This window comes from Micromonospora sp. BS32 (assembly GCF_059089345.1).
In genome coordinates, this window is sequence record NZ_JBSSHR010000001.1 from 182976 (window position 1) to 206862 (window position 23887).

At 74.4% G+C, this 23887-nt stretch carries 22 protein-coding genes; 12 read left to right on the plus strand and 10 right to left on the minus strand.

What is annotated here, in order from left to right:
- Positions 1-100 precede the first annotated feature (100 nt).
- Positions 101-2044, plus strand: a complete 1944-nt coding sequence (locus AC5RWQ_RS00840; RefSeq protein ID WP_494280816.1) for a DUF6311 domain-containing protein — start codon at positions 101-103, stop codon at positions 2042-2044.
- 46 nt (positions 2045-2090) lie between these two features.
- Here AC5RWQ_RS00840 and AC5RWQ_RS00845 read toward each other — a convergent pair whose 3' ends face one another.
- On the minus strand, positions 2091-3971 hold the full coding sequence (locus AC5RWQ_RS00845) for a DUF6311 domain-containing protein (RefSeq protein WP_494281139.1): 1881 nt from the start codon (positions 3969-3971) through the stop codon (positions 2091-2093).
- Positions 3972-4081: 110 nt separating this feature from the next.
- Here AC5RWQ_RS00845 and AC5RWQ_RS00850 point away from each other — a divergent pair, with 110 nt between their 5' ends.
- From AC5RWQ_RS00850 to AC5RWQ_RS00875, 6 genes are all read left to right on the plus strand, one after another.
- Positions 4082-5371: an outer membrane protein assembly factor BamB family protein gene (locus tag AC5RWQ_RS00850; protein ID WP_494280817.1), complete on the plus strand. Its 1290-nt coding sequence runs from the start codon at positions 4082-4084 to the stop codon at positions 5369-5371.
- On the plus strand, positions 5368-6639 hold the full coding sequence (locus AC5RWQ_RS00855; protein WP_494280818.1) for an outer membrane protein assembly factor BamB family protein: 1272 nt from the start codon (positions 5368-5370) through the stop codon (positions 6637-6639). The genes AC5RWQ_RS00850 and AC5RWQ_RS00855 overlap by 4 nt, the downstream gene beginning before the upstream one ends.
- A gap of 137 nt (positions 6640-6776) precedes the next feature.
- On the plus strand, positions 6777-7439 hold the full coding sequence (locus AC5RWQ_RS00860; RefSeq protein ID WP_334485481.1) for a response regulator transcription factor: 663 nt from the start codon (positions 6777-6779) through the stop codon (positions 7437-7439).
- Positions 7436-8632, plus strand: coding sequence for a sensor histidine kinase (locus AC5RWQ_RS00865; RefSeq protein ID WP_494280819.1), 1197 nt, complete (start codon positions 7436-7438; stop codon positions 8630-8632). The genes AC5RWQ_RS00860 and AC5RWQ_RS00865 overlap by 4 nt, the downstream gene beginning before the upstream one ends.
- Before the next feature lie 30 nt (positions 8633-8662).
- Positions 8663-9562 (plus strand): AEC family transporter, encoded by a 900-nt coding sequence (locus AC5RWQ_RS00870; protein ID WP_494280820.1) that lies wholly within the window; start codon positions 8663-8665, stop codon positions 9560-9562.
- A gap of 159 nt (positions 9563-9721) precedes the next feature.
- The gene (locus AC5RWQ_RS00875) at positions 9722-10111 is read left to right on the plus strand and encodes a VOC family protein (protein WP_494280821.1); all 390 of its coding nucleotides are present in this window, start codon (positions 9722-9724) and stop codon (positions 10109-10111) included.
- A gap of 53 nt (positions 10112-10164) precedes the next feature.
- On the opposite strand, the gene AC5RWQ_RS00880 is transcribed toward AC5RWQ_RS00875, so the two are convergent.
- The 6 genes from AC5RWQ_RS00880 to AC5RWQ_RS00905 form a co-directional block, all read right to left on the minus strand.
- Positions 10165-10890 (minus strand): hypothetical protein, encoded by a 726-nt coding sequence (locus AC5RWQ_RS00880; protein ID WP_494280822.1) that lies wholly within the window; start codon positions 10888-10890, stop codon positions 10165-10167.
- Between the two features lie 152 nt (positions 10891-11042).
- Complete coding sequence (locus tag AC5RWQ_RS00885; RefSeq protein WP_494280823.1) at positions 11043-12104, minus strand: hypothetical protein; 1062 nt, start codon at positions 12102-12104, stop codon at positions 11043-11045.
- 165 nt (positions 12105-12269) lie between these two features.
- Positions 12270-14339, minus strand: coding sequence for a 3-hydroxyacyl-CoA dehydrogenase NAD-binding domain-containing protein (locus AC5RWQ_RS00890; RefSeq protein WP_494280824.1), 2070 nt, complete (start codon positions 14337-14339; stop codon positions 12270-12272).
- The gene (locus tag AC5RWQ_RS00895; RefSeq protein WP_494280825.1) at positions 14336-15532 is read right to left on the minus strand and encodes a thiolase family protein; all 1197 of its coding nucleotides are present in this window, start codon (positions 15530-15532) and stop codon (positions 14336-14338) included. Before AC5RWQ_RS00895 ends, AC5RWQ_RS00890 begins: the two co-directional genes overlap by 4 nt.
- 135 nt (positions 15533-15667) lie before the next feature.
- Entirely contained in the window at positions 15668-16981 is a 1314-nt protein-coding gene (locus AC5RWQ_RS00900) for a ribonuclease D (protein ID WP_494280826.1), read from the minus strand.
- Positions 16982-17117: 136 nt separating this feature from the next.
- Positions 17118-17690, minus strand: coding sequence for a DUF3000 domain-containing protein (locus tag AC5RWQ_RS00905; RefSeq protein WP_334485463.1), 573 nt, complete (start codon positions 17688-17690; stop codon positions 17118-17120).
- 154 nt (positions 17691-17844) lie between these two features.
- Here AC5RWQ_RS00905 and hemE point away from each other — a divergent pair, with 154 nt between their 5' ends.
- The 3 genes from hemE to hemQ are packed head-to-tail and all read left to right on the plus strand — an operon-like array spanning position 17845 to position 21085.
- Entirely contained in the window at positions 17845-18936 is a 1092-nt protein-coding gene (hemE, locus tag AC5RWQ_RS00910) for a uroporphyrinogen decarboxylase (protein WP_494280827.1), read from the plus strand.
- Between the two features lie 11 nt (positions 18937-18947).
- On the plus strand, positions 18948-20387 hold the full coding sequence (gene hemG / locus AC5RWQ_RS00915; RefSeq protein ID WP_494280828.1) for a protoporphyrinogen oxidase: 1440 nt from the start codon (positions 18948-18950) through the stop codon (positions 20385-20387).
- The gene (hemQ, locus tag AC5RWQ_RS00920) at positions 20384-21085 is read left to right on the plus strand and encodes a hydrogen peroxide-dependent heme synthase (RefSeq protein WP_334485457.1); all 702 of its coding nucleotides are present in this window, start codon (positions 20384-20386) and stop codon (positions 21083-21085) included. The genes hemG and hemQ overlap by 4 nt, the downstream gene beginning before the upstream one ends.
- A gap of 18 nt (positions 21086-21103) precedes the next feature.
- Here hemQ and AC5RWQ_RS00925 read toward each other — a convergent pair whose 3' ends face one another.
- Both AC5RWQ_RS00925 and AC5RWQ_RS00930 read right to left on the minus strand, forming a co-directional pair.
- Positions 21104-21544, minus strand: a complete 441-nt coding sequence (locus tag AC5RWQ_RS00925) for a GNAT family N-acetyltransferase (protein ID WP_494280829.1) — start codon at positions 21542-21544, stop codon at positions 21104-21106.
- A gap of 32 nt (positions 21545-21576) precedes the next feature.
- Positions 21577-21834, minus strand: a complete 258-nt coding sequence (locus AC5RWQ_RS00930) for a metallothionein (RefSeq protein WP_494280830.1) — start codon at positions 21832-21834, stop codon at positions 21577-21579.
- A gap of 156 nt (positions 21835-21990) precedes the next feature.
- Here AC5RWQ_RS00930 and AC5RWQ_RS00935 point away from each other — a divergent pair, with 156 nt between their 5' ends.
- Positions 21991-22266, plus strand: coding sequence for an early set domain-containing protein (locus AC5RWQ_RS00935; protein WP_494280831.1), 276 nt, complete (start codon positions 21991-21993; stop codon positions 22264-22266).
- Positions 22267-22293: 27 nt separating this feature from the next.
- Here AC5RWQ_RS00935 and msrB read toward each other — a convergent pair whose 3' ends face one another.
- A complete protein-coding gene (msrB, locus tag AC5RWQ_RS00940) occupies positions 22294-22698 on the minus strand; it encodes a peptide-methionine (R)-S-oxide reductase MsrB (RefSeq protein WP_494280832.1) in 405 nt (134 codons plus the stop codon).
- Positions 22699-22745: 47 nt separating this feature from the next.
- Here msrB and ligD point away from each other — a divergent pair, with 47 nt between their 5' ends.
- Positions 22746-23774: a non-homologous end-joining DNA ligase gene (gene ligD, locus AC5RWQ_RS00945; protein WP_494280833.1), complete on the plus strand. Its 1029-nt coding sequence runs from the start codon at positions 22746-22748 to the stop codon at positions 23772-23774.
- Positions 23775-23887: the final 113 nt, after the last annotated feature.

A 23887-nucleotide genomic window follows, 5' to 3' on the forward strand; every position in this document is an offset into this window, starting at 1 on the left:
CAACCGTCGGGGCCGCCCGGGGGTCGGCACGCCCGGCGGCCACAAGGGACACCAGCGTGGATTTCGGACCAATCTCCGACTCGGGTAGACTCCGCCGACTGTGACGTCTGCCGAGCCCCGTGGCGAATCCGCACCGGACCCCGACGACTCCCGGAGTTCCGGCCACGCCGCCACGGCGACGGTCACCGCACCTCCGCCCGCCCCGGCCAGGACCGCCCCGCGCGTGACACCATCCGCCGTACCGGAGACGACGTCGCGCGTACCCGGGAAGGAGCCGGCGCCGGCCGCGCGGACCCGGCGGTGGCGGTGGACCGCGCGGCGCAAGGACCTGGTGGTGTACGGGATCTTCCTGCTCGCCGCGCTCTGGGTGACCAGCCAGCTCTGGGTCGACCCGGCCGACCGGGTGGCCGCCCTCTACAGCGGCGACCCCGCCCAGGTGCAGTTCTTCCTGGCCCACTCGGTGCGGGTGGTGCTGCACGGCGAATTCCCGTTCTACACCGACCAGTTCAACTACCCCGACGGCGTCAACCTGATGGCCAACACGGCCGTGCTGGCGCTGGGCATCCCGATGGTGCCGGTCACCCTGCTCTTCGGACCCGCGGTGTCCTTCGTGGCGCTGATCACCCTCGGCCTCGCCGGCACCGCCGCGGCCTGGTACCACGTCTTCTCCCGGCACCTCGTCCGCCGGCGGCTGGCCGCCGCCGTCGGCGCCTGGTTCTGCGGGTTCTCGCCGGCGATGCTCTCGCACGCCAACTGGCACCCCAACATCATCTCCCAGTTCCTGCTGCCGTTCATCGTGTGGCGGGTGCTGGTGCTCACCCGGTCGACCCGCCCGCTGCGCGACGGGGTGCTGCTCGCCCTGCTGGTCACCGCGCAGGCGTTCATCAACGAGGAGATCCTGCTCTTCACCGCGCTGGCCTGCGGCGTCTTCCTGACCGCGATGGTGGTGCAGCAGCCGGCGCTCGGGCGGGGGGCCGCGCGGCCACTCGTGGTGGGGCTCTCCGCGTGCGCGGTGCTGGCCGGGGCGCTGCTGGCCTACCCGCTCTACATCCAGTTCGCCGGGCCGATGGCCTACCACGGCCTGACCGACGCGGTCCGCGACTACGGCAACGACATCGCCGCCTTCTTCGCCCCCGGCTCGCCCACCTTCGGCGGCAACGAGCGGGCCAACGTCAACCTCGCCCCGAACTACTCCGAGGAGAACGCCTTCTTCGGCTGGAGCCTGTCCCTGATCGCCGTCGGCGTGGTGATCTGGCTGCGCCGGGAGGTGATGGCCCGGGCGCTCGCCGCGACCGGGCTCTTCTTCGCCGTGCTCTCCCTCGGCGAGCGGGTGTCCTGGTGGGACCGGGACCTGGTCGCCGGCCCGTGGGAGCTGCTGGTCCGGCTGCCGCTGCTGGACGCGGTGGTGCCGACCCGGTTCGCCCTGATCACCTCCGTGGTGATCGGTGTGCTGCTGGCGCTGGCCGTGCAGCGGGCCTGGACGTTGCGCGGCGCCGAGTGGCGGCACGCCCGGACGGTCACCGTCGCCGCGCTGGTGCTGGCGCTGCTGCCGATCGTGCCGATGCCGCTGAAGGTCACCTCCCGCCCGCCGGTGCCGGACTTCATCACCGCCGACCGCTGGCGCGAGTACGTCGGCCCGGACCAGACCCTGGTGCCGGTTCCGGTGCCCAGCATGGGCAACACGCACGGAATGCGCTGGGCCGCGGCCACCAACCTCGGCTTCAAGATGCCGGGCGGCTACTTCCTCGCCCCGCGCAACGGCAACACCGGCGACCCCGGGCGCTTCGGCGGCCGGCCCAGCGGCATCGGCCGGCTGCTCGACCAGGTCGCCACCACTGGGCGCAGCCCGAAGCTGAACGACCGCCAGCGCCGGCGCTGCCTGGACGAGCTGCGGCACTGGAACGCCGCCGTCCTGGTGCTGCCGGTGGGCCAGTCCCACGCCGAGCCGCTGCGCCGCACCGTCGAGCAGCTGGTCGGCCCGGGCCGGCGCGAGCTGGACGTGTGGGTGTGGGACGTCCGGCCGCTCAGCGCCCGCTCCGCCTGACCCGCCTGACCCGCCCGCCGCGCTCCGCAGCCGGCGGGAGATTCGCTCAGCCGACCAGCGGGCGGACGTCCCAGAGCCACACGTCGTCGACCCGGCGGCCCGGGCCGAGCAGGCCGGTCATCAGCTCGCGCAGCACCGCCTCCCGCGGGTGGGCGCCGAGCACCACCACCGACGCCCGCCAGTAGCGCAGGTCCGCCGCCGCCTCACGGCGGTTCTCCTCGGTCAGCGCCGGCACGGTGCCCGAGTCCATGGTGGAGTAGATCAGCGTGCTGGTGGGCCGGAGCGGCGCCCCGAAGACTCCCTCGCCCTTGGCGTTCGGGCCGATGAAGTAGCCCCCCGGCACCGGGAACTCGTGCCCGGTCAGCGCGCTCCAGCGCAGCGTCGACAGGCCGTGCACGTTGCTCGGGACCGGCACCGGCACCAGGGTGCGGCCGTCCGGGACGTACGGGCGCCAGCCGCCGGCGGTGATGAAGTGCGGCGGCGGGTCGACGTGCTGCGCGGGCAGCGGGCGCGGCACCAGCGGCAGCACGGCGAGGGTGAGGGCCGCGTACCCGACCGGGCGGACCCAGCGCCGCCGGGCCGGTGCGGGGGACCCCGCCCCGGCGGCGCCGATCGCGTCGTCGGCGGCGACGCGCGGGGCCGGCACCAGGGGAGCGCGGCCGTAGCCGGCCACCGCGTCCCAGGCCAGCGCGAGCAGGACGCCCACCGCCGCGGCCACCACCAGGGTGAGCCGGGTCGGCATCATCATCTCCACCAGCGGCAGGTCGTCCGGGACGTACGCCCACGGGCCGTCGATCCCGGTCTCCACACCGTCGAAGCGCACCTTGGGACCGATGGCGGCGACGGTGAAGACCACCACCAGCACGCCCACGATCCGGGCCGCCGGGCTGCGCCGCCAGAGCAGCACCAGGGCGGCCAGCGCGACCAGCGCCAGCGGCCAGCCGAACCAGGTGTTCTGCTCGGTCAGGCCGATGGTCCGCTCCACCGCCTCGTCGCCGGCGACCGTGTCCCGGGCGAAGGTGACGAAGGCGACCAGGTCCTCGCCCCAGTTGTGGAAGACCCCGCCCTGCAATCCGCGGTAGGACTGCGGGCCGTTGAACTGGTACCAGATCGGGTAGCCGGTGAGCAGCAGGGTCAGCCCGCCGCCGACGCCGAGCGACGCCAGGAAGCCGCCGGCCCGCTCGCGCGCCGCCCGGGGCCGCTGCACCGCGTACGCGAGGACCACCACCAGACAGCCCAGCGCGGTGAGCAGCAGCATCTCCTCGTTGATGAAGATCTGGTACGCCACCAGCAGCCCCAGCGCCACCCCGTCGCGCCGCCACCGGCCCGGCCGGCCCAGCCGCAGCACCCGGGCCACGATCAACGGCAGCAGGAAGTTGGAGACGAAGTTGGGCTGCCCGTTGGCGTGGTGCACGATGCCCGGGGCGAAGCCGAGGAAGGCGCCGCCGACGAAGGCCGCCGCCCGCGAGCGCACCAGGTGCCGGGAGAGCATCCAGTACGACGTGCCGGCGGTCGCCGCGAGCGCACCGCCCAGGTAGAGCGCGTACGTCACCTGCGGGCCGAACAGGAGGGTGACCGGGGCCAGCGGCAGGGTCATCCCCAGCAGTGAGGTGTTGGCCATCATGTTCACCCCGTCCGGGGCGTTCTGCCGCGCGCTGAACAACGGGTTCTCCAGGTGCCGCAGCGAGTACGCGCCGTGCGAGAAGAGCCACTCGAACCAGCTGTGGTCCGTCGGCAGGTGCGAGGAGACCCGGTGCTGCACGTCCACCCAGTAGTTGAGGCACACGAAAACACCGAGCAGCACATAGGCTCCGATGGCCAGGACGTCGGCCCGCGCCGGTCGCCGGCGGGCCCGTCCGATCGGGCCGGCCGTCCCGGGCTCGGCCGCGCCGGGCGCGGAGGTCGGGTTCAACGAGGGATCTACCACCGGCACAGCCACGACGCGCCATCGTACAGGCGACGACGGGCCGGACCGGGCGGCCCGGTGGACGTCCCACGGGCGCTCCCGGCGCGGTGGCGGCGGTCGGGGAGGCGCGCGTGACGATCATCGAGCTGGGTGAGGTGCGCGATGACGCCGAGCCGGCGCCGCCCCGCCGGCCACCGGGCACCGTGGGCCGGCCGGGCCGGATCGCGCTCGTACTGCTGCTCGCCCTGGTGGCGGTCGGCGGCGCGGCTCCGCCGCAGCGCCGCGAGCCGTTCACCGTGCCGGCCCGGCCCGGCGCCGCCGCGTACCTCACCGGCGACCGGCTCCTGGTCACCGAGCCGGGGGACGCGGCGACCGGCCGCGCCGGCCAGTTCTCCGCGTACGCCGTCCCGGCCGCCGGCGCCGGGCCGCTTTCGCCGTTGTGGCGGGTACCGGTGCCGGCCGCCGGCGGGTACGGCGGCCTCCGGATCCGGAACGGTCTGGTCTTCCTGGTCAGCGGGGCGCAGCGGGACGGGCCGTTCCGGACCTTCGCCTTCGACCTGGCCACCGGCCCCCTGCGCTGGGAGCAGCCGGGTGCCGGTGTCGAGGCGGGGGACGGCCTGCTGATCATCAACGATCTGGCGGGCGAGTCGCGCGGCGTCCGCCTCCTCGACCCGGCCACCGGCCGGACCCGCTGGACCCTGCCGGTGGTGCCCGGCGCCACCAACTACCGGTTCCGCGCCGACGGTGTCGACCGGATCGTGCTCACCCCGGCGACCGGGCCGGCGGAGGTCTGGGACGCCCGCACCGGCGTGCTGCTGCGCCGCGCCCCGATCAACTCCGGTGACCTGCCCGTGGTCCATCAGGCGCAGGTGGTCGACGACCTGCTGCTGGTGGTCCGTGACTACGCCTCCCGGGTCACCGCGTACGGACTCGACGGGCTGGAGCGGCGCTGGGAGCTCCGGCTCGGGCTGATCTCCGGCTTCGCCGACTGCGGGACGGTTATCTGCGCGTACGGGCAGACCGGCGGCGTCTGGGGGCTCGACCCGGCGACCGGGACGGTGCGCTGGCGGGCCCCCGGCTGGCGGACGGTCACCGGCGAGCGGGCGGGGCGGCTCCTGGCCAGCGTGCCCGCCTTCGGAGCCCAGGAGGCGTACGCCTTCCTGGACGCGGCGACCGGCCGGCAGATCAGGGAGGTCGGCTCCTGGAACCTGGCCGCCTGGTACCCCCCGGACGGGCGGCTGGTGGGCTTGCGTCCCACCTCCGACGGCCGGCTGGTCGTCGCCGAGCTGGACCTCGACGCCGCCCGGGCGCGGGTGCTCGACGTGCTGCCCGGGGTGTCCGGGGAGTGCCAGGCCGGCGGTGACCTGCTGCTCTGCCGTCGGGAGGACGACTCCTACGGGCTGTGGAGGCTGACCGCGTGAGCGTCATCGACCTGGGCGAGCTGGGGCACCAGGACCAGCCGGCCCCCGAGCCCCGCCGACCCCGCGCCGGCGGTCGTCCACTGCGGGTCGTCGCGGCCGGGCTGCTGGCCCTGCTCTCCCTCGTGGCGGCGGCGCCCCCGCCGGACCGGCCGGTCCGGCTGGTCAGCCGGACCCTCCCCGAACCGGCCTTCCTCGTCGCCGGTGAGCTGCTCGTCCTGGTGGAGAGCGGGGGCGGCGGGTCGTTGCCGGCACGCCGGCTGCACGCCCTGGCGCTCGCCGACGGCCGGGAGCGGTGGACCTGGGCGCTGCCGGCCGGCGCGCAGCTCGCCGGGTTCGACACCGTGGCCGACGGCGTCGTGGTCTCGCTCGACACCGGCCAGGGGCAGGGGCAGGGGCAGGAGAGCGTGCTGCTCGACCGCGGCGACGGGCGGGTGCGTTGGCGGCAGCCCGGCGTAGCGGTGCCGACCGGCGACGGCGGGCTGCTGCTGAACATGGCCGACAGCGCCGCGGTGGTCCTGCGTGGTGTCGACCCGGCGTCCGGGGCGGTCCGCTGGACGGCGGCCATGCCGTTCGGGATGGTCATGTACCGGATGGCCGGCCCACGGATCGCGGCGATCGTGGTGGTCGACGACGGCGGCCGGGTCGAGATTCGGGACCCGGCCACCGGCGTCCGGCGGTCCGCCTTCCGGGTGCCGCCCGCCCGGGGCGAGACGTACGAGGTGTCGCAGGTGGTCGGTGACCTCCTGTTGGTCGACGGCGAACCGGGTCAGCTCGACGCGTACGAGCTGGACACCGGGAAGCGGCGCTGGCAGGTGCCGTACGACCGGTCGGTCCCGTTCGCGTACGAATGCGACAGCGCGGTCTGCCTGGGCCGGCCGAACGGGGGGATGCGGGTGCTGGACCCGGCCACCGGGCGGCCCCGCTGGGCCGGCGAGCAGTGGGCCCCGGTGTTCCCGGTCGGTGACCGGCTGCTGGCCGCCCGCGCCGGGGAGACCGACCAGCTCGCCCTGCTCGACCCGGCGACCGGCCGGGTCACCGCCGAGCTGGGCCGGTGGCGACTGCTCGGTGGACCGTGGCTCCCACGGCCGCTGCTCCTGACCCGCCCGCTCGCCGGTGATCGCCACCTCGTCGGTGAGCTGGACGCCGAGGGCTCGATCCGGCTCCGGGACGTCGTGCCGGAGGCCGGGGATCTCTGCTCCGCACAGCGGTGCGCCATGGTCTGCTGGGGGCGCAACGGCGAGCTGCGACTCTGGCGGCTGGCCCGCTGACCCCTCCGCCCGACCGGCCGGTTCGGCCCGACCGCGCGGCGCCGCGCCGGGGCGACCGCGCCGGCCGGCGGGGGTGGCCCACCGGTGAGCTTGGCAACCGGCACTAGGTTGTCGGGCAGGTCGGCGAGGAGGTCCGGATGCGGGTGTTGGTGGTCGAGGACGAGCGGAACCTCGCCGACGCGATCGCGCGCGGGTTGCGCAAGCGGGGGATGGCGGTCGACGTGGCGTACGACGGGGACGCCGGCCACGAGGCCGCCTTCGTCACCCGGTACGACGTGGTGGTGCTCGACCGGGACCTGCCCGGGGTGCACGGCGACCAGATCTGCGCCGACCTGGCCGCCTCCGGCACGCTGACCCGGGTGCTGATGCTCACCGCCAGCGACTCGGTCGCCGACCGGGTGGCCGGGCTGGGGCTGGGCGCCGACGACTATCTGCCCAAGCCGTTCGCCTTCGACGAGCTGGTCGCCCGGGTGCAGGCGCTCGGCCGCCGGGCCACCCCGGCCGCCCCGCCGGTGCTGGCGGTCGCCGACGTGGTCATCGATCCGGCCCGGCGGGTGGTCACCCGGGGCGGCGCCCCGGTCGACCTGACCAACAAGGAGTTCGGCGTGCTCTGCGAGCTGGTCAAGGCGCGCGGGGCGGTGGTCTCCAGCGAGGAGCTGCTGGAACGGGTCTGGGACGCCAACACCGATCCGTTCACCACCATCGTCCGGGTCACCGTCATGACGTTGCGCAAGAAGCTCGGCGACCCGCAGCTGATCGAGACGGTGGTCGGCGCCGGCTACCGAACGGTGAACTCGTGAGCGCGCGGCTGCGTCCCACGCTGCGGCTGCGGCTGACCCTGCTCAACGGGGTGCTGCTGGTCGGCGCGGGGGCGATCCTGGTGGGGCTGGCCTGGCTGCTGGTCCGCGACGCGCTGCGGCCCAGCGATGAGCTGCGGCAAGGCACCACGGTGCTGCTGGCCGACGGTCGCTCGCTCGACGCCGCGGTGTGGCAGCGCCAGCTGGTCGACGCCGCGTCGCAGGAGCTGCTGCTCAAGGGCCTGGTCGCGTTCCTGGCGATCAGCGTGGTCGGGGTCGCCGGGGCGTACCTGGTGGCCGGCCGGGCGCTGCGCCCGCTGCGCCAGGTCACCGCGACCGCGCGGCGGCTCGGCGAGGCCACCCTCGACCAGCGGATCGGCTGGTCCGGCACGGACGACGAGGTGGCCGAGCTGGCCCGTACCTTCGACGCCATGCTGGACCGGATCGCCGCCGCGTTCGAGGCGCAGCGACGGTTCGTCGCCAACGCCTCGCACGAGCTGCGGACCCCGCTGGCGGTGATGCGGACCGAGATCGACGTGACGCTCAGCGACGACGAGGCGGACACCGCCGAGTACCGCCGGATGGCCACCGTGGTCCGGGACGCCTCGGAGCGGGCCAACGGACTGGTGGACGCACTGTTGGTGCTGGCCCGCAGCGAGGCGCAGGCCGGCCGGCGGCTGGCCCGTCGGGCCGAGTGCGACCTGGCCACCGGTACGGCCAACGCGCTCTCCGCGGTGGCCCGCGAGGTGGAGCGGATCGGGCTGCGGGTGCAGACGTCGCTCCGGCCGGCCCCGGTGGTCGGCGACCCCGGACTGCTGGACCGGCTGGCCGGCAACCTGATCGAGAACGCGGTCCGCTACAACCACCTGCACGGGCGGATGTGGGTGCGGACGGGCACCGACGGGCGCAGCTCCTGGCTGGTGGTGGGGAACACCGGCTTCGAGGTCGACCAGGCCGACGTGCCGGGGCTGTTCGAGCCGTTCCGCCGGGGCGGCCGGGAACGGACCGGGGCACGCGGCTCCGGCCTGGGACTCTCCATCGTCCGGGCGGTCTGCGACGCGCACGGCGGCACCGTGCAGGTGGACGCCCGCAAGGGCGGCGGGCTGGAGGTGACGGTGACCCTGCCGTCCGCCGACGCCACGGTCGCCGCGCCCGCCGGCCGGCCGGGCGCCGTCCCGCCGGTCGCCCGGCCGTAGCCCCGGCGGGCCACTGCGTAGGCTGCTCGGGTGCTCGCCGCCTTCGTACCCATCTGGGTGCTCACCGGGCTCGGCTGGTGGATCGGTCGACGGCGGCTGCTGGGGGCGGAGGCCGAGCGGGTGCTCGGCGCTTTCGTCTTCCACCTGGCGATGCCGGCGGCGCTGTTCACCACGCTCTCCCGGACCCGGCTGGCGGTGCACCCGAGGGCCCTGGCCGCCTTCGCCGTCAGCACCTTCGTCACCATGGGAGTGGCCTTCGTCCTCGGCGCGGTGCTGCGCCACCGGTCCGTCGGCGAGGCCACGATCGCGGCGATGGCCGCCGGGTACGTCAACTCGGCGAACCTCGGCATCCCGGTGGCCTTGCAGGTGCTCGGCGACGCCGCCTTCCTCACCGAGGTGCTGCTCTTCCAGGTGCTGGTGGTCACCCCGGTGATCCTGGTGCTGCTCGACCGCGGCGCGGGCCGGCCGCTGCGCCCGGGCCGGCTGCTGACCCTGCCGCTGCGCAACCCGGTGATCGCCGGACCGGCCCTCGGCGCGCTCTGCTCCGGCCTGGGCTGGCATCCGCCGCAGCTGGTGGCCGCGCCGCTGGCGCTGCTCGGCGCGGCGGCCGTACCGACCGCGCTGGTCGCGCTCGGGCTGTCGCTGACCGGCGCCGGCCCCCGTCCCGGCGGGAAGGGCGAGGTGGCCGTGCTGTCCGGGTTGAAGCTGTTGGCGCAGCCGCTGGTCGCCTGGTCGGTGGGGCTGCTGGCCGGGGTCGGCCGGGCCGACCTGCTGGCCCTCGTGGTGTGCGCGGCGCTGCCCACCGCCCAGAACACCTACATCTTCGCCCGGGAGTACGGCGGCGGTCAGGCGGTGGCCCGGGAGACGGTCATCGCGACCACCGCGCTGTCGATGGTCACCCTGGCGGTGGCCGGGGCGCTGCTGAGCTGAACCGGGGCTTGTCGACGTGGCCGACGGCTGGCATGATCATCCGGTCAGCCCGAGCCGATGAGAGGGGGTGCGGCGATGTCCACCATGACCTGTCCCGCGCCCCGTACCGACCACCGCTGACATCCGCGGGGCGCCTCCATCCCAACCGGAGGAAACACCGTGACCGCACGGATCAGATGCGTCACCGTCGAATCGAACGACCCCTACACCCTGGCCACCTGGTGGTCCGGGGTGCTCGACCGCCGGCTGCACGACGACGACTTCCCGGGTGACCCGGAGGCCGTCCTGCTCGCGCCGCCCGGCGAGGGCCCGGACCTGCTCTTCGTCCGGGTCGAGGAACGGCACGGCAAGGGCGCGTTCCACCTCGACGTGGAGCCCACCGAGCGAACCCGGGACGCCGAGGTCGAGCGGCTGCTCGGGCACGGCGCGAGCCTGGTGACCGACCGCCGACGGCCGGACGGCACCGGCTGGGTGGTGCTGGTTGACCCGGAGGGCAACGAGTTCTGCGTGTGCCGCGGCGAGGCGGAACGCGCCGCCACGGCCAGCTGACGGACCGGGCCCCGTCCACCATGGTGGACGGGGCCCGGTTCACGCCGTACGGGTCAGGAGCGCTGCTCGATCTGCCGGCGCATGGTGGCGAACTCGGCCTTGGCCGCGTCGGCGGACTTGAAGAACATCACGACCATGCCGAGGCTGCCCTTGTCGGACCAGACGCACACGCCCAGCGGGACCTGCTCGGTCTTGCCGTCGCCGCAACGGGCCTCGCCGCCGAGCGGACCGGCGTCGACCGCGGTCATGTTGCTGACGGCCAGCTCGGTGGAGAGCCCCTTGACCGCGTCGTCCAGCTCCTTCTTCGGGTCGGCCAGCAGGCCGGACGCGGCGGCGATCATGACCAGGTCCTGCTTGGCCGGGTCGCCGTAGAAGGCGCCGACCGCGCCGCTCTCGTTCTGCACCGAGGACTTCATCTCGGTGACCATCTGGTCGGAGAGCGCCTTCAGCTCCGGGTCGGTGATCTGCTTGCGGCCGGCCAGCGTGGTCGGCGCGACCACCTTGGTGTTGACCGCGTCGACCGCCTCCTTGACGTCGTCCTTGACGGCGAACGCGGCGATCGCGGCGCCGCCGAGGCAGAGCACCAGCAGCACGGCGAGGACGATCAGCACGATCTTGAGGGTGGACTTCTTCTTGGCCGGCGGGGCGGGCGGCTCCCCGTACGGCTGGCCCGGCTGGGCCGCGAACGTCGGGTCCTGCGGCGACGGGTGACCGCCGGGCTGCGGGTACGCGCCGCTCTCCGGCTGAGAGGGGTAGGGATTGGCCGGCGGCTGGGACATCAGGTCAGCTCCAGGTCTACGGGACAAAGACCGTGATCTTAGCCAGACCCGCTCTGGTCTCGCCGCCCCGCCCGAGCCGAAGGTGACGCATCCGTCCAGACAGGAGGGTCCCGACGGCGGGGCCGCACAACGGTCACCGGGACCCTCCGCCGTCAGGACCGCTTCTCGATCTGACCCCGGATCGTGACGAACTCGGCCTTCGCCTTCCGGGCCGACGAGAAGTACATGATGATCATGCCGACGCTGCCGTGGTCGGCCCAGACGCAGACACCCAGCGCGATGCCGGCCGCCTTGCCGTCGCCGCACTTCGCCACGCCGCCCAGCGGGCCCGGGCTGATCGCCGTCATCTTCTTCACGGCCAGGGTGGTCTCGAGCCCGTCGATGGCCTCGTCGAGCTCCTGCTCGGGGAGGATGACCGGGCCGGACGCCCCGGCCACCATGACCAGGTTGCGCTTCTCCGCGCTGCCGTAGAAGCCGCTCATCGCGCCGGTCTCGTTGCGGACGGTGGACCTCATGTCCCGGTTCATCTGGTCGGCCAGCCGACGCAGCTCCGGCTCGGTGCTCTTCGCCCGGCCGGCCAGGGTCTTCGGGGTGACCAGCCGGACCCGGCCGAGGGCCTCCTCCGTCTCGCTGGGCGTCGGTGCGGCGGTGGCCGTCTCCGCCGGGGTGGCGCCGCGGCTGGCCGACGGCCCGCCGCTGGCCAGCGGCGCGGGGTCGTCATCACCGGAGAGGGCGGCGAAGACCAGCCCGCCTCCGCCCAGGCAGAGCACCAGCAGGCCGGCCAGCGCCAGCGACAGGATCAGCGGCAGCCGGGACTTCTTCGGCGCGGGCGCCGGCGGCGGCCCCACCGGCGCGCCGAACGGTGCGCCCTGGAATCCCGGGTACGCCTGGGTGGCGTCCGGACCGGGGCCCGCGTGACCCGGCGAGGGGTAACCGCCGTACGCCTGCGTGGCGTCCGGACCGGGGCCCGGCTGACCCTGCGGGGGGTAGCCGCCGTACGCCTGCGTGGGGTACGGGTCGGCGGGGTGACCGCCCGGTGCCGGGGCGGGCGCCCAGCCACCGCCCTGCGGGGTCGGGGTGGTCGGGTACGACGCGGTCGGCCACTCGCCGGACGGCGGCGGCGCGGGCTGCCCGCCGTACGGCTGGGGGTGGGGTGGGTGGGGCGGGCCGTGTTCCGGCTGCGCGGACCAGGGATCCACCGGCGGTGAGGACATCAGATCAGCTCCAGGCGAAGAAGAGAACGGGTGATGGTAGCCAGCCGACGCCTCGTCCCGCTGCCCCGTTCCCGACCGTAGGCGGCGCCCGCAACGACGATCGCGGTGGCCGGGGCGTCCGATGTGGACGCTCCGACCACCGCGATCGCGGGGGTGCAGGACGGATCAGGCGGGCAGGCTGGCCGCACCGCGCGGCAGGAACCGCTGGCCGGCGACCCGCTCGGAGGTGCCGGTCCGGTCCAGGTACGGCGTGACGCCGCCCAGGTGGAACGGCCAGCCGGCGCCGAGGATCATGCACAGGTCGATGTCCTGCGCCTCGGCGACAACGCCCTCGTCGAGCATCAGCCGGATCTCCTGCGCCAGCGCGTCGAGCGCGTTCTGGCGCACCTGCTCGGCGGTGAGTGGCTGGTCGCCGACCACGAGCAGCTTGGCGACCTCGTCGTTGACCTGGTCGTCGACGACGATCGGCTGGCCGGACTCGGCGATCCGCTTGAGGTTCTCGCTGACGGTGAACCGGTCCGGGAACGCCTCGTGCAGGGTGCCGCCCACGTGGTACGCGACGGCCGGCCCGACCAGCTGGAGCAGGGCGAGCGGGCGCATCGGCAGGCCCAGCGGGTCCAGCGCGCTGTTCGCCACGTCCAGCGGGGTGCCCGCGTCGACGGCGGCGAAGACCGTGCCGAGGAAGCGGGTCAGCAGCCGGTTGACCACGAACGCCGGGGCGTCCTTGACCAGCACCGAGGACTTCTTCAGCTGCTTACCGACCGCGAACGCGGTGGCCAGCGTGACGTCGTCGGTCCGCTCGCCGCGGACGATCTCCAGCAGCGGCAGCACGGCGACCGGGTTGAAGAAGTGGAAGCCGACCACCCGCTCGGGGTGCTCCAGCTCCTCGGCCATCGCGGTGATCGACAGCGACGAGGTGTTCGTCGCCAGCACCGCCTCCGGCTTGACGATCTTCTCCAGCTCGGCCCAGACCTGCTTCTTGACGTTCAGGTCCTCGAAGACGGCCTCGATGACGAAGTCGGCGTCGGCGAAGACCGACTTGTCGACCGAGCCGCTGACCAGGCCGTACAGCTTGGCGGCGGTGCCCTTGTCCATCCGGCCCTTGCTGACGGCCTTCTCGATCTGGGTGTGCACGTAGCCGACGCCCTTGTCGACCCGCGACTGGTCCAGGTCGGTCATGACGACCGGCACCTGGAGGCGGCGGGCGAAGAGCAGGGCGAGCTGGCTGGCCATCAGGCCGGCGCCCACGATGCCCACCTTGGTGACCGGCCGGGCCAGGCCCTTGTCCGGCGCGCCGGCCGGCCGCTTGGCCCGCCGCTGCACCAGGTCGAAGGCGTACAGGCCGCTGCGCAGCTCCTCGGAGAAGACCAGGTCGGCCAGGGCCTCGTCCTCGGCGGCGGTGCCGGTGGCGAAGTCGGCGTCCTTCGCCGTCTCCAGCAGGTCCAGCGCCTTGTACGCGGCCGGGACCGCGCCGTGCAGCCGCTGGTCGAGGGTCTGCCGGGCGAAGTAGAGCACGCCCGCCCACATGTCCTTGTCGACCTCGGGCCGGGTCACGGTGACCTCGCCCCGGACCACGCCGGCGGCCCACTCCAGCGACCGCTCCAGGAAGTCGGCCGGTTCGAGCAGCACGTCCGCGATGCCCATCTCGGCAGCCTGCTTCGGCTTGAGCATCTTGTTCTGCATCAGCGGGTTCTGGATGATCACCTGGGTGGCGGCGGGGATGCCGATCAGGTTCGGCAGCAGCTGGGTGCCGCCCCAGCCGGGGACCAGGCCGAGGGAGACCTCGGGCAGGGCCAGCGCCGCCGCGCCGCCGGAGAGCGTCCGGTAGTGGCAGTGCAGGGCCAGCTCCAGGCCGCCGCCCATCGCCGCGCCGTTGACGAAGGCGAAGGTCGGGATCTGGCTGTCCTTGAGCCGGGCGAAGACCCGGTGGCCGAGCCGGCCGACCTCGAGGGCCTGCTCGCGGTCGGCGAGCGCCGGCAGGCCGACGATGTCGGCGCCGACGCAGAAGATGTACGGCTTGCCGGTGACCGCGATGAACGCCGGGTTCGCGGCCAGCGCGGCGGTGATCGCCTCGTCCAGGCTGGTCAGGCCGGCCGGGCCGAAGGTGTTCGGCTTGGTGTGGTCGAAGCCGTTGTCCAGGGTGATCAGGGCGGCGGGGCGGTCCAGCCCCGGTACGTTCACCTGGCGCAGCAGCGCCCGGGTGACGACCTCGTTCGGTGCGGCGAGCGCGCTCACTTGTCTCCACCCTCCCAGTTCGGGTTCTCCCAGATGACCGTGCCGCCCATGCCGATGCCGATGCACATGGCGGTGACGCCGTAGCGGACCTCGGGGTGCTCGGCGAACTGCCGGGCCAGCTGGGTCATCAGCCGTACGCCCGAGGAGGCGAGCGGGTGACCGATGGCGATCGCGCCGCCCCACGGGTTGACCCGGGGGTCGTCGTCGGCGATGCCGAAGTGGTCGAGGAAGGCGAGCACCTGCACGGCGAACGCCTCGTTCAGCTCGAACAGGCCAATGTCGTCGATGGTCAGGCCGGCGATGCGCAGCGCCTTCTCGGTCGACGGGATCGGGCCGACGCCCATCACCTCGGGCTCGACGCCGACGAAGCCGAACGACACCAGCCGCATGGCGATCGGCAGGCCCAGCTCGCGGGCGGTCGCCTCGTCGGCGAGCAGGCTCGCGGTGGCGCCGTCGTTCAGGCCGGCCGCGTTGCCCGCGGTGACCTTGCCGTGCGGGCGGAACGGGGTCTTCAGGCTGCCGAGCTTCTCCAGCGAGGTGTCCCGCGGGGCCTCGTCGACGGTGGCCAGGCCCCAGCCGTTCTCGTCGTCGCGGATGGCGACCGGCACCAGGTCGTCCTGGAGCTTGCCGTTGGCGTACGCCTTGGCGGTCTTCTGCTGCGAGGCGAGCGCGAACGCGTCGGTGCGCTGCTTGGTGATGTGCGGGACCCGGTCGTGCAGGTTCTCCGCCGTGGCGCCCATGACCAGGGCGGACGGGTCGACCAGCTTCTCTGAGATGATCCGCGGGTTGGGGTCGACGCCCTCACCCATCGGGTGGCGGCCCATGTGCTCGACGCCGCCGGCGATGGCGATGTCGTAGGCGCCCATGGCGATGCCGCCGGCGACGGAGGTCACCGCGGTCATCGCGCCGGCGCACATCCGGTCGATGGCGAAGCCGGGAACGGTCTTGGGCAGGCCGGCCAGCAGGGCGGCGGTACGACCGATGGTGAGGCCCTGGTCGCCGATCTGGGTGGTGGCGGCGATGGCCACCTCCTCGACCCGCTCGGGCGGCAGCTGCGGGTTACGGCGCAGCAGCTCGCGGATGCAGCGGATCACCAGGTCGTCGGCGCGGGTGTTGGCGTACATGCCACCCGCCTTGCCGAAGGGGGTACGGACGCCGTCGACGAAGACGACATCCCTGACTTCACGGGGCACTTGGAGCCTCCTAGCCGGCACTGGCATTTGACTCGGATGCTACTCGTCAGTAACCAACCCCGTCACCACCCCCCGTGTGGCCCATCCCACACGCGCGACCTGGCGTCCCGGCGGGCGGGACGGGCCGGAGGGCGGTCAGGGAGCGGGGGTGGGGAGGGCGGCGGTGAGGTTCGGGACCAGGAGGGTGAGCTGCCACTCGCGGGCGCCGAAGGTGCGCAGGGTCTCCGCGACCGTGTCCTCGGTGATCTCCTCCGGGGGGACCCAGGCCAGCCGGCGGATCGAGTCCGGGGCGATCAGGTTCTCCGGCGGGAGGTTGTGCGCACCGGCGATCCGGACCACCGCCTCCCGGCAGCGGGCCAGCCGGCCGGCGGCCACCGGGTCCCGCTCCGCCCAGCGGTGCGGCGGCGGGGGCCCCTCGACCGTCGGCGTCGCCGGCAGGGCATCCTCCGGCAGCTGCCGGGCGTCGTCCAGGGCCGCCAGCCAGGTACGCGCCAGTCGGCGCACCGAGCGGCCGCCGAACCCGGGCAGGGTCAGCAGGGTCCGCTCGTCCTTCGGGTCCAGCTCGGCGGCGGCCACGATCGCCGAGTCCGGCAGCACCCGCCCCGGGGCAGCGTCCCGGCGGGCGGCGATCTGGTCCCGGGCGTACCAGAGGGAACGCACCCGGGCCTGGGCCCGCGCCCCGCGCACCCGGTGGATGCCCGAGGTGCGCCGCCACGGCTCGGCGCGCACCCGGGGCGGGCGGGCACCGTTGCGCACCAGCGCCGCGAACTCCTCGGCCGCCCACGCCGACTTGCCCTGCCGCTGGAGCTCCGCGTCCAGCGCGTCGCGCAGGTCGACCAGCATCTCCACGTCCAGCGCGGCGTAGGTCAGCCAGGACTCCGGCAGCGGTCGGCTGGACCAGTCCGCCGCCGAGTGGTGCTTCTCCAGGCTGTAGCCGAGCAGCTGCTCGGTGAGCGCGGCCAGGCCGACCCGCTCGAAGCCGGCCAGCCGGGCGGCCAGTTCGGTGTCGAAGAGCCGGCGCGGGCGCAACCCCACCTCGGCCAGGCAGGCCAGATCCTGGCTGGCGGCGTGCAGCACCCACTCGGCCCCGCCGATCGCCTCGTCGAGCACGGTCAGGTCGGCCAGCGGCAACGGGTCGATCAGCGCCGTGCCGGCGCCCTCCCGCCGCAGCTGCACCAGGTAGGCGCGCTGGCTGTAGCGGTAGCCGGAGGCGCGCTCGGCGTCCAGGGCCACCGGGCCGGTGCCCGCGGCGAAGCGGGCCACGACCTCGTCGAGTTCGCGCGGGGTGGCCACCGGCTGGGGCGTACCGTCGCGGGGAGCGATCAGCGGAACGGGGCCGCCGCTGGGCTGGTCGGTCCCCACGTTCTCCGGCTCCGGCGCGGCCGAGGGCGAGGCGTCTCCCGTACGGCTTTCGGCGGCCCGACGGCGCAGGGGTGGTTCGTCGGTCACCTGACAACCCTAGTGCGCCGCGCCATCCGGTGTGCGCAGCCGGTCGGGCGCGTGTCGGTCGGGTGGCCGGCAGTCCACCGGACGGCGCCGGACAATCCGGCCGACTCGTCGCGCCGGGGCAGCTCGGCGGCGCTGCTCAGGCCGCGCCGGCCGGCCTGCGCTCGGGCAGCGCGGTCACCCCGGGCGGGGGCAGCCCCGCCGTCGACGCGAGCAGCGCGCACCAGGCGAGCAGGTGCGCGGCGAGGTCCGCGCCGAGCGGCGTCCAGGACGCCCGGATCTCGATGTCCCCCGCGGCGGGCGGCCCGGCCAGCTCGCCGAACCGGGTCGACATGGTCTGGGTGATGGTGCCGCCGGCCGCTCGGTAGCCGGCGTCGTGCGCCTCCAGGGCGTCGGTCAGCCAGGTCCAGCCGACCCCCGGCAGCAGTGGATCCGCCGCCAGGTCGACCTCCAGCTCGGCGGTCACGTAGGTGACCAGACGGAGGGTGCCCTGCCAGGCCTCGTGCCCCGCCGGGTCGTGCAGCAGGATCAGCCGCCCGGTGGCCACCTCCTCCTCGTCGCGCAGCACGGTGGCGGAGAGCGCGAAGGCGTACGGGGCGAGGCGCTGCGGTGCGCCCACCTCCTCCAGCACGATCTCCGCCCGGGGGGTGACCGACCGCAGCCCGGCGACCGCGCGGGTGAAGGTCTCCGGGAGCGCGATCGGGGGGGCCATGACCGGCAGCCTATGCCGCCCCACGGGCCGCCCGCCGCAACGGCGCGCCGAAGCGCTCCCGCGCCGCCCGCCAGCGCGGCGGTCGGGCGGTCGCGGGTCACAAAAGGTGGCGCTGCCGGCTGGCCGCGCCCGGCCCCGTGGCACGATTGCCGCGATGAGCACCGAGACCGCGGGCACTGCCGCCCGAGACGGAGAATCCCGCCCCGGCGGGCCGGCCGACTCGCCCTTCGTCCGCGCCTGCCGCCGTGAACCCGTCCCGCACACCCCGGTCTGGTTCATGCGCCAGGCCGGCCGGTCGCTGCCGGAGTACCGGGAGATCCGGTCCAACGTCGGGATGCTGGAGTCCTGCCGCCGCCCCGAGCTGGTGGCCGAGATCACCCTCCAGCCGGTCCGCCGGCACGGGGTCGACGCCGCGATCCTGTTCAGCGACATCGTGGTGCCGGTCGCCGCGGCCGGCGTCGACCTGGACATCGTGGCCGGCACCGGCCCGGTGGTGGCCGAGCCGGTGCGCACCGCCGAGGACGTCGAACGGATCCGCCCGATCGGCCGCGACGACGTGTCCTACGTGGACGAGGCGGTCCGGCTGCTCGTCGCCGAGCTGGGCGACACCCCGCTGATCGGCTTCGCCGGCGCCCCCTTCACCCTGGCCAGCTACCTGGTCGAGGGCGGCCCGTCGCGGACCCACGCGAAGACCAAGGCCCTGATGTACGGCCAGCCGGAGCTCTGGCACGCGCTCTGCTCCCGGCTCGCCGAGGTGACCCTGGCCTTCCTGCGGGTGCAGGTCGACGCGGGCGTCTCCGCGGTGCAGCTCTTCGACTCCTGGGCCGGTGCGCTGTCGGAGGCCGACTACCGCCGCTACGTGCTGCCGCACTCGGCGGCCGTGCTGGCCGGGCTGGCCGACGCCGGGGTGCCCCGGATCCACTTCGGGGTGGGCACCGGCGAGCTGCTCGGCACGATGGGGGAGGCCGGCGCCGACGTGGTCGGCGTGGACTGGCGTACCCCGCTGGACGTGGCCACCGGCCGGATCGGCAGGAGCCGGGCGGTGCAGGGCAACCTCGACCCGGCCGTGCTGCTCTCGCCCTGGTCGGTGGTGGAGGCCGAGGTCCGGCGGATCCTGGAGCAGGGTCGGGCCGCGCCCGGCCACGTGTTCAACCTCGGTCACGGCGTGCTGCCGGAGACCGACCCCGACGTGCTGACCCGGGTGGTCGCGCTGGTGCACGAGGTGTCCGCGCGACCGGCCGACTAGGGAGGACGACGATGCGGCAGCCCTGGCGGATCGCGGTGATCGGTGGCGGGATCACCGGGCTGGCCGCCGCCGTCCGGTTGCGCGACCGCGCCCCGGCCGGCACCGAGATCACCGTGTACGAGCAGTCCGGCGCCCTCGGCGGCAAACTGCGCACCGGTGAGCTGCTCGGGCAGCCGGTGGAGTTCGGCGCCGAGTCGTTCCTGATGCGCGACCCGGCCACCGGTGGCGACTCCGCCGCCGTGACCCTGGCCCACCGGCTGGGCCTGGCCGACGAGATCGTCCACCCGACCGTCGGGCAGGCCGCGCTCGCGGTCGACGGCGGGCTGCACCCGATCCCCGGCGGCACGCTGATGGGCGTACCCGGGGACCTGGCGAAGGTGGCGGCGGTCGCGTCGCCGCCGGCGGACGCCGACCGCGACGGTGGCCGCCCGCTGCTCGGCGCGGACTCCGACGTTGCCGTCGGCGCGCTGGTCCGCCCCCGGTTCGGCGACCAGGTGGTGGACCGCCTGGTCGACCCGCTGCTGGGTGGGGTGTACGCCGGCCGCGCGGACGACCTGTCGCTGGTGACGACCATGCCCGCGCTGGCCCGCGCCGCGCGCGTCGAGCACACCCTGACCGCGGCGGTACGGGCGGCGCAGGCCGCCTCGGCCCGGACCGCGCAGGCCGCCGCCGGGTCCGGTGGCCCGGCCCGGCCGATCTTCGGCACCGTGGCCGGTGGGCTCAGCCGGCTGGTCGAGGCGGCGGCCACGGCCAGCGGCGCGACGATCCGGCGCGACGCCGCCGTGCGCGAGCTGAAGCCGACCGCCGACGGCTGGCAGTTGACCGTCGGCCCGACCCGCGAGCCGGAGCTGGTCGAGGCCGACGCGGTCGTGCTCGCCGTGCCGGCCCGGCCGACCGCCCGGCTGCTCGCCGACGTCGCCCCCGAGGTCGCCGCGACCGTCGGCGACCTCGACTACGCCAGTGTCGCCCTGATCACCCTGGCCCTGCCGGAGCCCGCCCTGCCGGCGCTCTCCGGCTTCCTGGTGCCGGCCACCGAGGGGCTGCTGATCAAGGCGTCCACCTTCTTCACCACCAAGTGGGGGCACCTGGCCCGGCCGGACGGGATCGCCCTGGTCCGCGCCTCCGTCGGCCGGTACGGCGAGGGGACCTCGCTCCAGCTCGCCGACGACGACCTGGTCGCCACCGTGCACCGGGAGCTGTCGGCCGTGCTGGGCACCCCGCTGCCCCCGCCGGTCGCCACGCACGTGCAGCGCTGGGGTGGCGCGCTGCCCCAGTACGCCCCCGGTCACCTCGACCGGCTCGCCGCCACCCGGGCGGCGCTGCACGCCAGCCACCCCACGCTGGCCCTGGCCGGGGCCGGTCACGACGGGGTCGGCATCCCGGTCTGCGTCCGCTCCGGCGAGACGGCGGCCGAGCAGATCATCGAAGCACTGGGAGGATCGGGTCAATGACCGAGCAGACCAACGCGGCCCGGCTCAAGGAGCTCAACGCCAGCATCCGCTACACCATGTGGTCGGTGTTCCGGGCCACCAGCCCGCTGCCCGCGCTGCGGGAGAACGTCAGCGGCGAGGTCGAGTCGCTCTTCGAGGAGCTGGCCGGCAAGGACGTCACGGTCCGCGGCGTGTACGACGTGGCCGGCCTGCGCGCCGACGCCGACGTCATGGTGTGGTGGCACTCTCCCTCCAGCGACGCGCTCCAGGACGCCTACCTGCGGTTCCGCCGGACCACGCTGGGTCGGGCGCTCACCCCGGTCTGGTCCCAGATGGCGCTGCACCGGCCGGCCGAGTTCAACAAGAGCCACATCCCGGCGTTCCTCGCCGACGAGGAGCCCCGGCCCTACCTCTGCGTCTACCCGTTCGTCCGGTCGTACGAGTGGTACCTGCTGCCCGACGCCGAGCGGCGGGAGCTGCTCTCCGAGCACGGCAAGATGGCCCGCGGCTACCCCGACGTCCGGGCCAACACCGTGGCCTCGTTCGCGCTGGGCGACTACGAGTGGATGCTCGCCTTCGAGGCCGACGAACTGCACCGGATCGTCGACCTGATGCGGGACCTGCGCGCCTCCGGCGCCCGCCGGCACGTCCGGGAGGAGATCCCGTTCTACACCGGTCGCCGCCGCTCGGTCGCCGACATCGTCAACTGCCTGGTGTGAGCCGGGCGGGCCGCAGCGTCAGGGCTCCCGGCTCATCGGGACGTGCGGGATGCCGTCCTCGACGTACTCCGGCCCGGTGACCGTGAAGCCGTGCCGGGCGTAGAAGCCGACCAGGTAGGACTGGGCCTCCAGCACGCACGGGCCGTCGCCGACCAGCCGCAGCGCCTCGGTCATCAGCCGCCCGGCGTGCCCGCCGCCGCGAGCCGCCGGCGCCACCACCACCCGGCCGATCCGGGCCACGCCGTCCGGATCGGCCAGGATCCTCAGGTACGCCAGGACGGCCCCGTCCTGCTCGAGCCAGAGGTGGCGGGTGCCCGGTTCGACGTCCCGGCCGTCCAGCTCCGGGTACGGGCAGGCCTGCTCGACGACGAACACGTCGATCCGCAGCCGGAGCAGGTCGTGGAAGGTCCGGGCGTCCAGCTCCGCGAAGCGGGCGACGTGCGTGGTGGGCTGCGGCATCCCGCGATGGTAGGGCGGGGCGCGGGCCGGGGTCAGGCCGGGCGGGCGCCGACCGCGTCGCGGATCTCCGCGCCCTGGGCGTCCTCGGCACGGGCGCAGTGGGCGCAGCAGAAGAACCGGCCGGAGACCTCGACCCCGTGGCCGAGAATCTTGACCTGGCAGTGCTCGCAGACCGGCGCCAGCTTCTGCGCCGCGCACTCGAAGCAGTCGAAGGTGTGCGTGTCACCGCTGACCGTGCGCACCTCGAACGCCATCCAGTACTCGTTGCCGCAGACCTCACAGGTAGCCACGATGAAAACCCCCAAATCAGGACAGGTAGCCCTCAGGGTGGGCCATCGCGCGGCCGGCGGGGCGAAAACCGGCGATCCGATCCGGCCGTACGGCGTTTCGCCCCCGGCGTGTCACGCGTTGGGCCTGGTGAACCCGCCTCGATCCCGGAGGACGACGTGATCAAGCGCAACAAGCTCTTCGGCAACCAGACCCGGGTCACCTTCTGCCTGCCCCGGGACGCCCCGCCCGGCACGGTGAGCGTGGTCGGCTGCTTCAACGGCTGGGAGCCCGGCCGGCACGAGCTGGTCGCCCGACGCGACGGCACCCGGACGGTGACCGTCAAGCTCGGCCCGGGCGAGTACCGGTTCCGCTACCTCGCCAGTGGCGGCGTCTGGCTCGACGACGACTCCGCCGACCGGGTCGACGACCGGGGCAGCCTGCTGCTGCTCTGACCGGTCGCCTTCCCGCCGGGCGCGGTCCTACTTCGGCTCGAGCCGGATCGACACCGAGTTGACGCAGTGCCGGGTGTCCTTCGGGGTGAAGCCCTCGCCGTGGAAGACGTGCCCGAGGTGGCTGTCGCACCGGGCGCAGCGGATCTCCGTCCGCGTCATCCCGAGCGTGTTGTCCTGGATCTCCTTGACCCGGCCCGGGATGGCGTCGTCGAAGCTCGGCCAGCCGCAGTGCGAGTCGAACTTGGTGTCGCTGGAGAAGAGCTCCAGGCCGCAGGCGCGGCAGTGGTAGACGCCGCGGGTCTTGGTGTCCACGTACTCGCCGGTCCACGCGGGCTCGGTGCCGGCCTCGCGCAGCACCCGGAACTCCTCCGGGGTCAGCCGGACCCGCCACTCGTCCTCGGTGCGGGGCAGTTCGTTCTCGTCAAGACTCACCCGTCAACGGTACGCCCGACGTCGGAGGCGTCGCATATGGTCGCGGGATGGCAGGCAGCGCGAAAGCGACGGTGACCGAGATCGAGGTGGCCGGGCACACCGTCCGGCTGACCAGCCCGGACCGGGTGATCTTTCCGCAGCGCGGCTTCACCAAGGCCGAGGTCTTCCACTACTACCTCGCCGTCGGCGACGGCATCATGCGGGCGCTGCGCTCCCGGCCGACCACCCTGCAACGCTTCCCGGAGGGCGTCGAGGGGGAGATGTTCTTCCAGAAGCGGATACCCACCCGCGGCGTGCCGCCCTGGGTGCAGACCGCCACGATCACCTTCCCGAGCGGGCGCGGCGCCGACGAGCTCTGCCCGGCGGATCTCGCCCACGTCGCCTGGGCCGCCCAGATGGGCACCGTCGTGTTCCACCCGTGGCCGGTCCGGGCCGCCGACGTCGACCGCCCCGACGAGCTGCGGATCGACCTCGACCCGCAACCCGGCACCGACTTCGCCGACGCGGCGACAGCCGCCGGTGAGCTGCGCGGCCTCCTCGACGAGCTGGGCGCCACCGGCTGGCCGAAGACCTCCGGCGGCCGGGGCCTGCACGTCTACCTGCGGATCCAGCCCCGCTGGACGTTCACCGAGGTGCGCCGGGCCACCATCGCGCTGGCCCGGGAGCTGGCGCGGCGCCGCCCCGAGCTGGTCACCACCGCCTGGTGGAAGGAGGAGCGCGGTCAGCGGGTCTTCGTCGACTACAACCAGATGGCCCGGGACCGCACGATCGCCTGCGCGTACTCGCTGCGGGCCAACGCCCGGGCCACCGTCTCCACCCCGGTCGACTGGGCGGAGCTGCCCGACGTCGACCCGGACGACTTCGACCTGCGCAGCGTCCCGATCCGGCTCGCCGAGCGCGGCGACCCGCACGCCGGCATCGACGACACCGCCTACGACATCACCCCGCTGCTGGAGTGGGCCGACCGGGACGCCGCCGCCGGGCAGGGCGACCTGCCGTACCCGCCGGACCACCCCAAGATGCCCGGCGAGCCGAAGCGGGTGCAGCCCTCCAAGGACCGTGACCGCCCCCGCTGACCCGGTCCGGCGGGGCCTGCGCCGGAACGAATAACGATCATGTAACGGGCGCGAACCTTTCCGTACCCGCCGGCACTTCTTCTCGTCGTCGGCCCGATCGCGGGCCCGGGGAG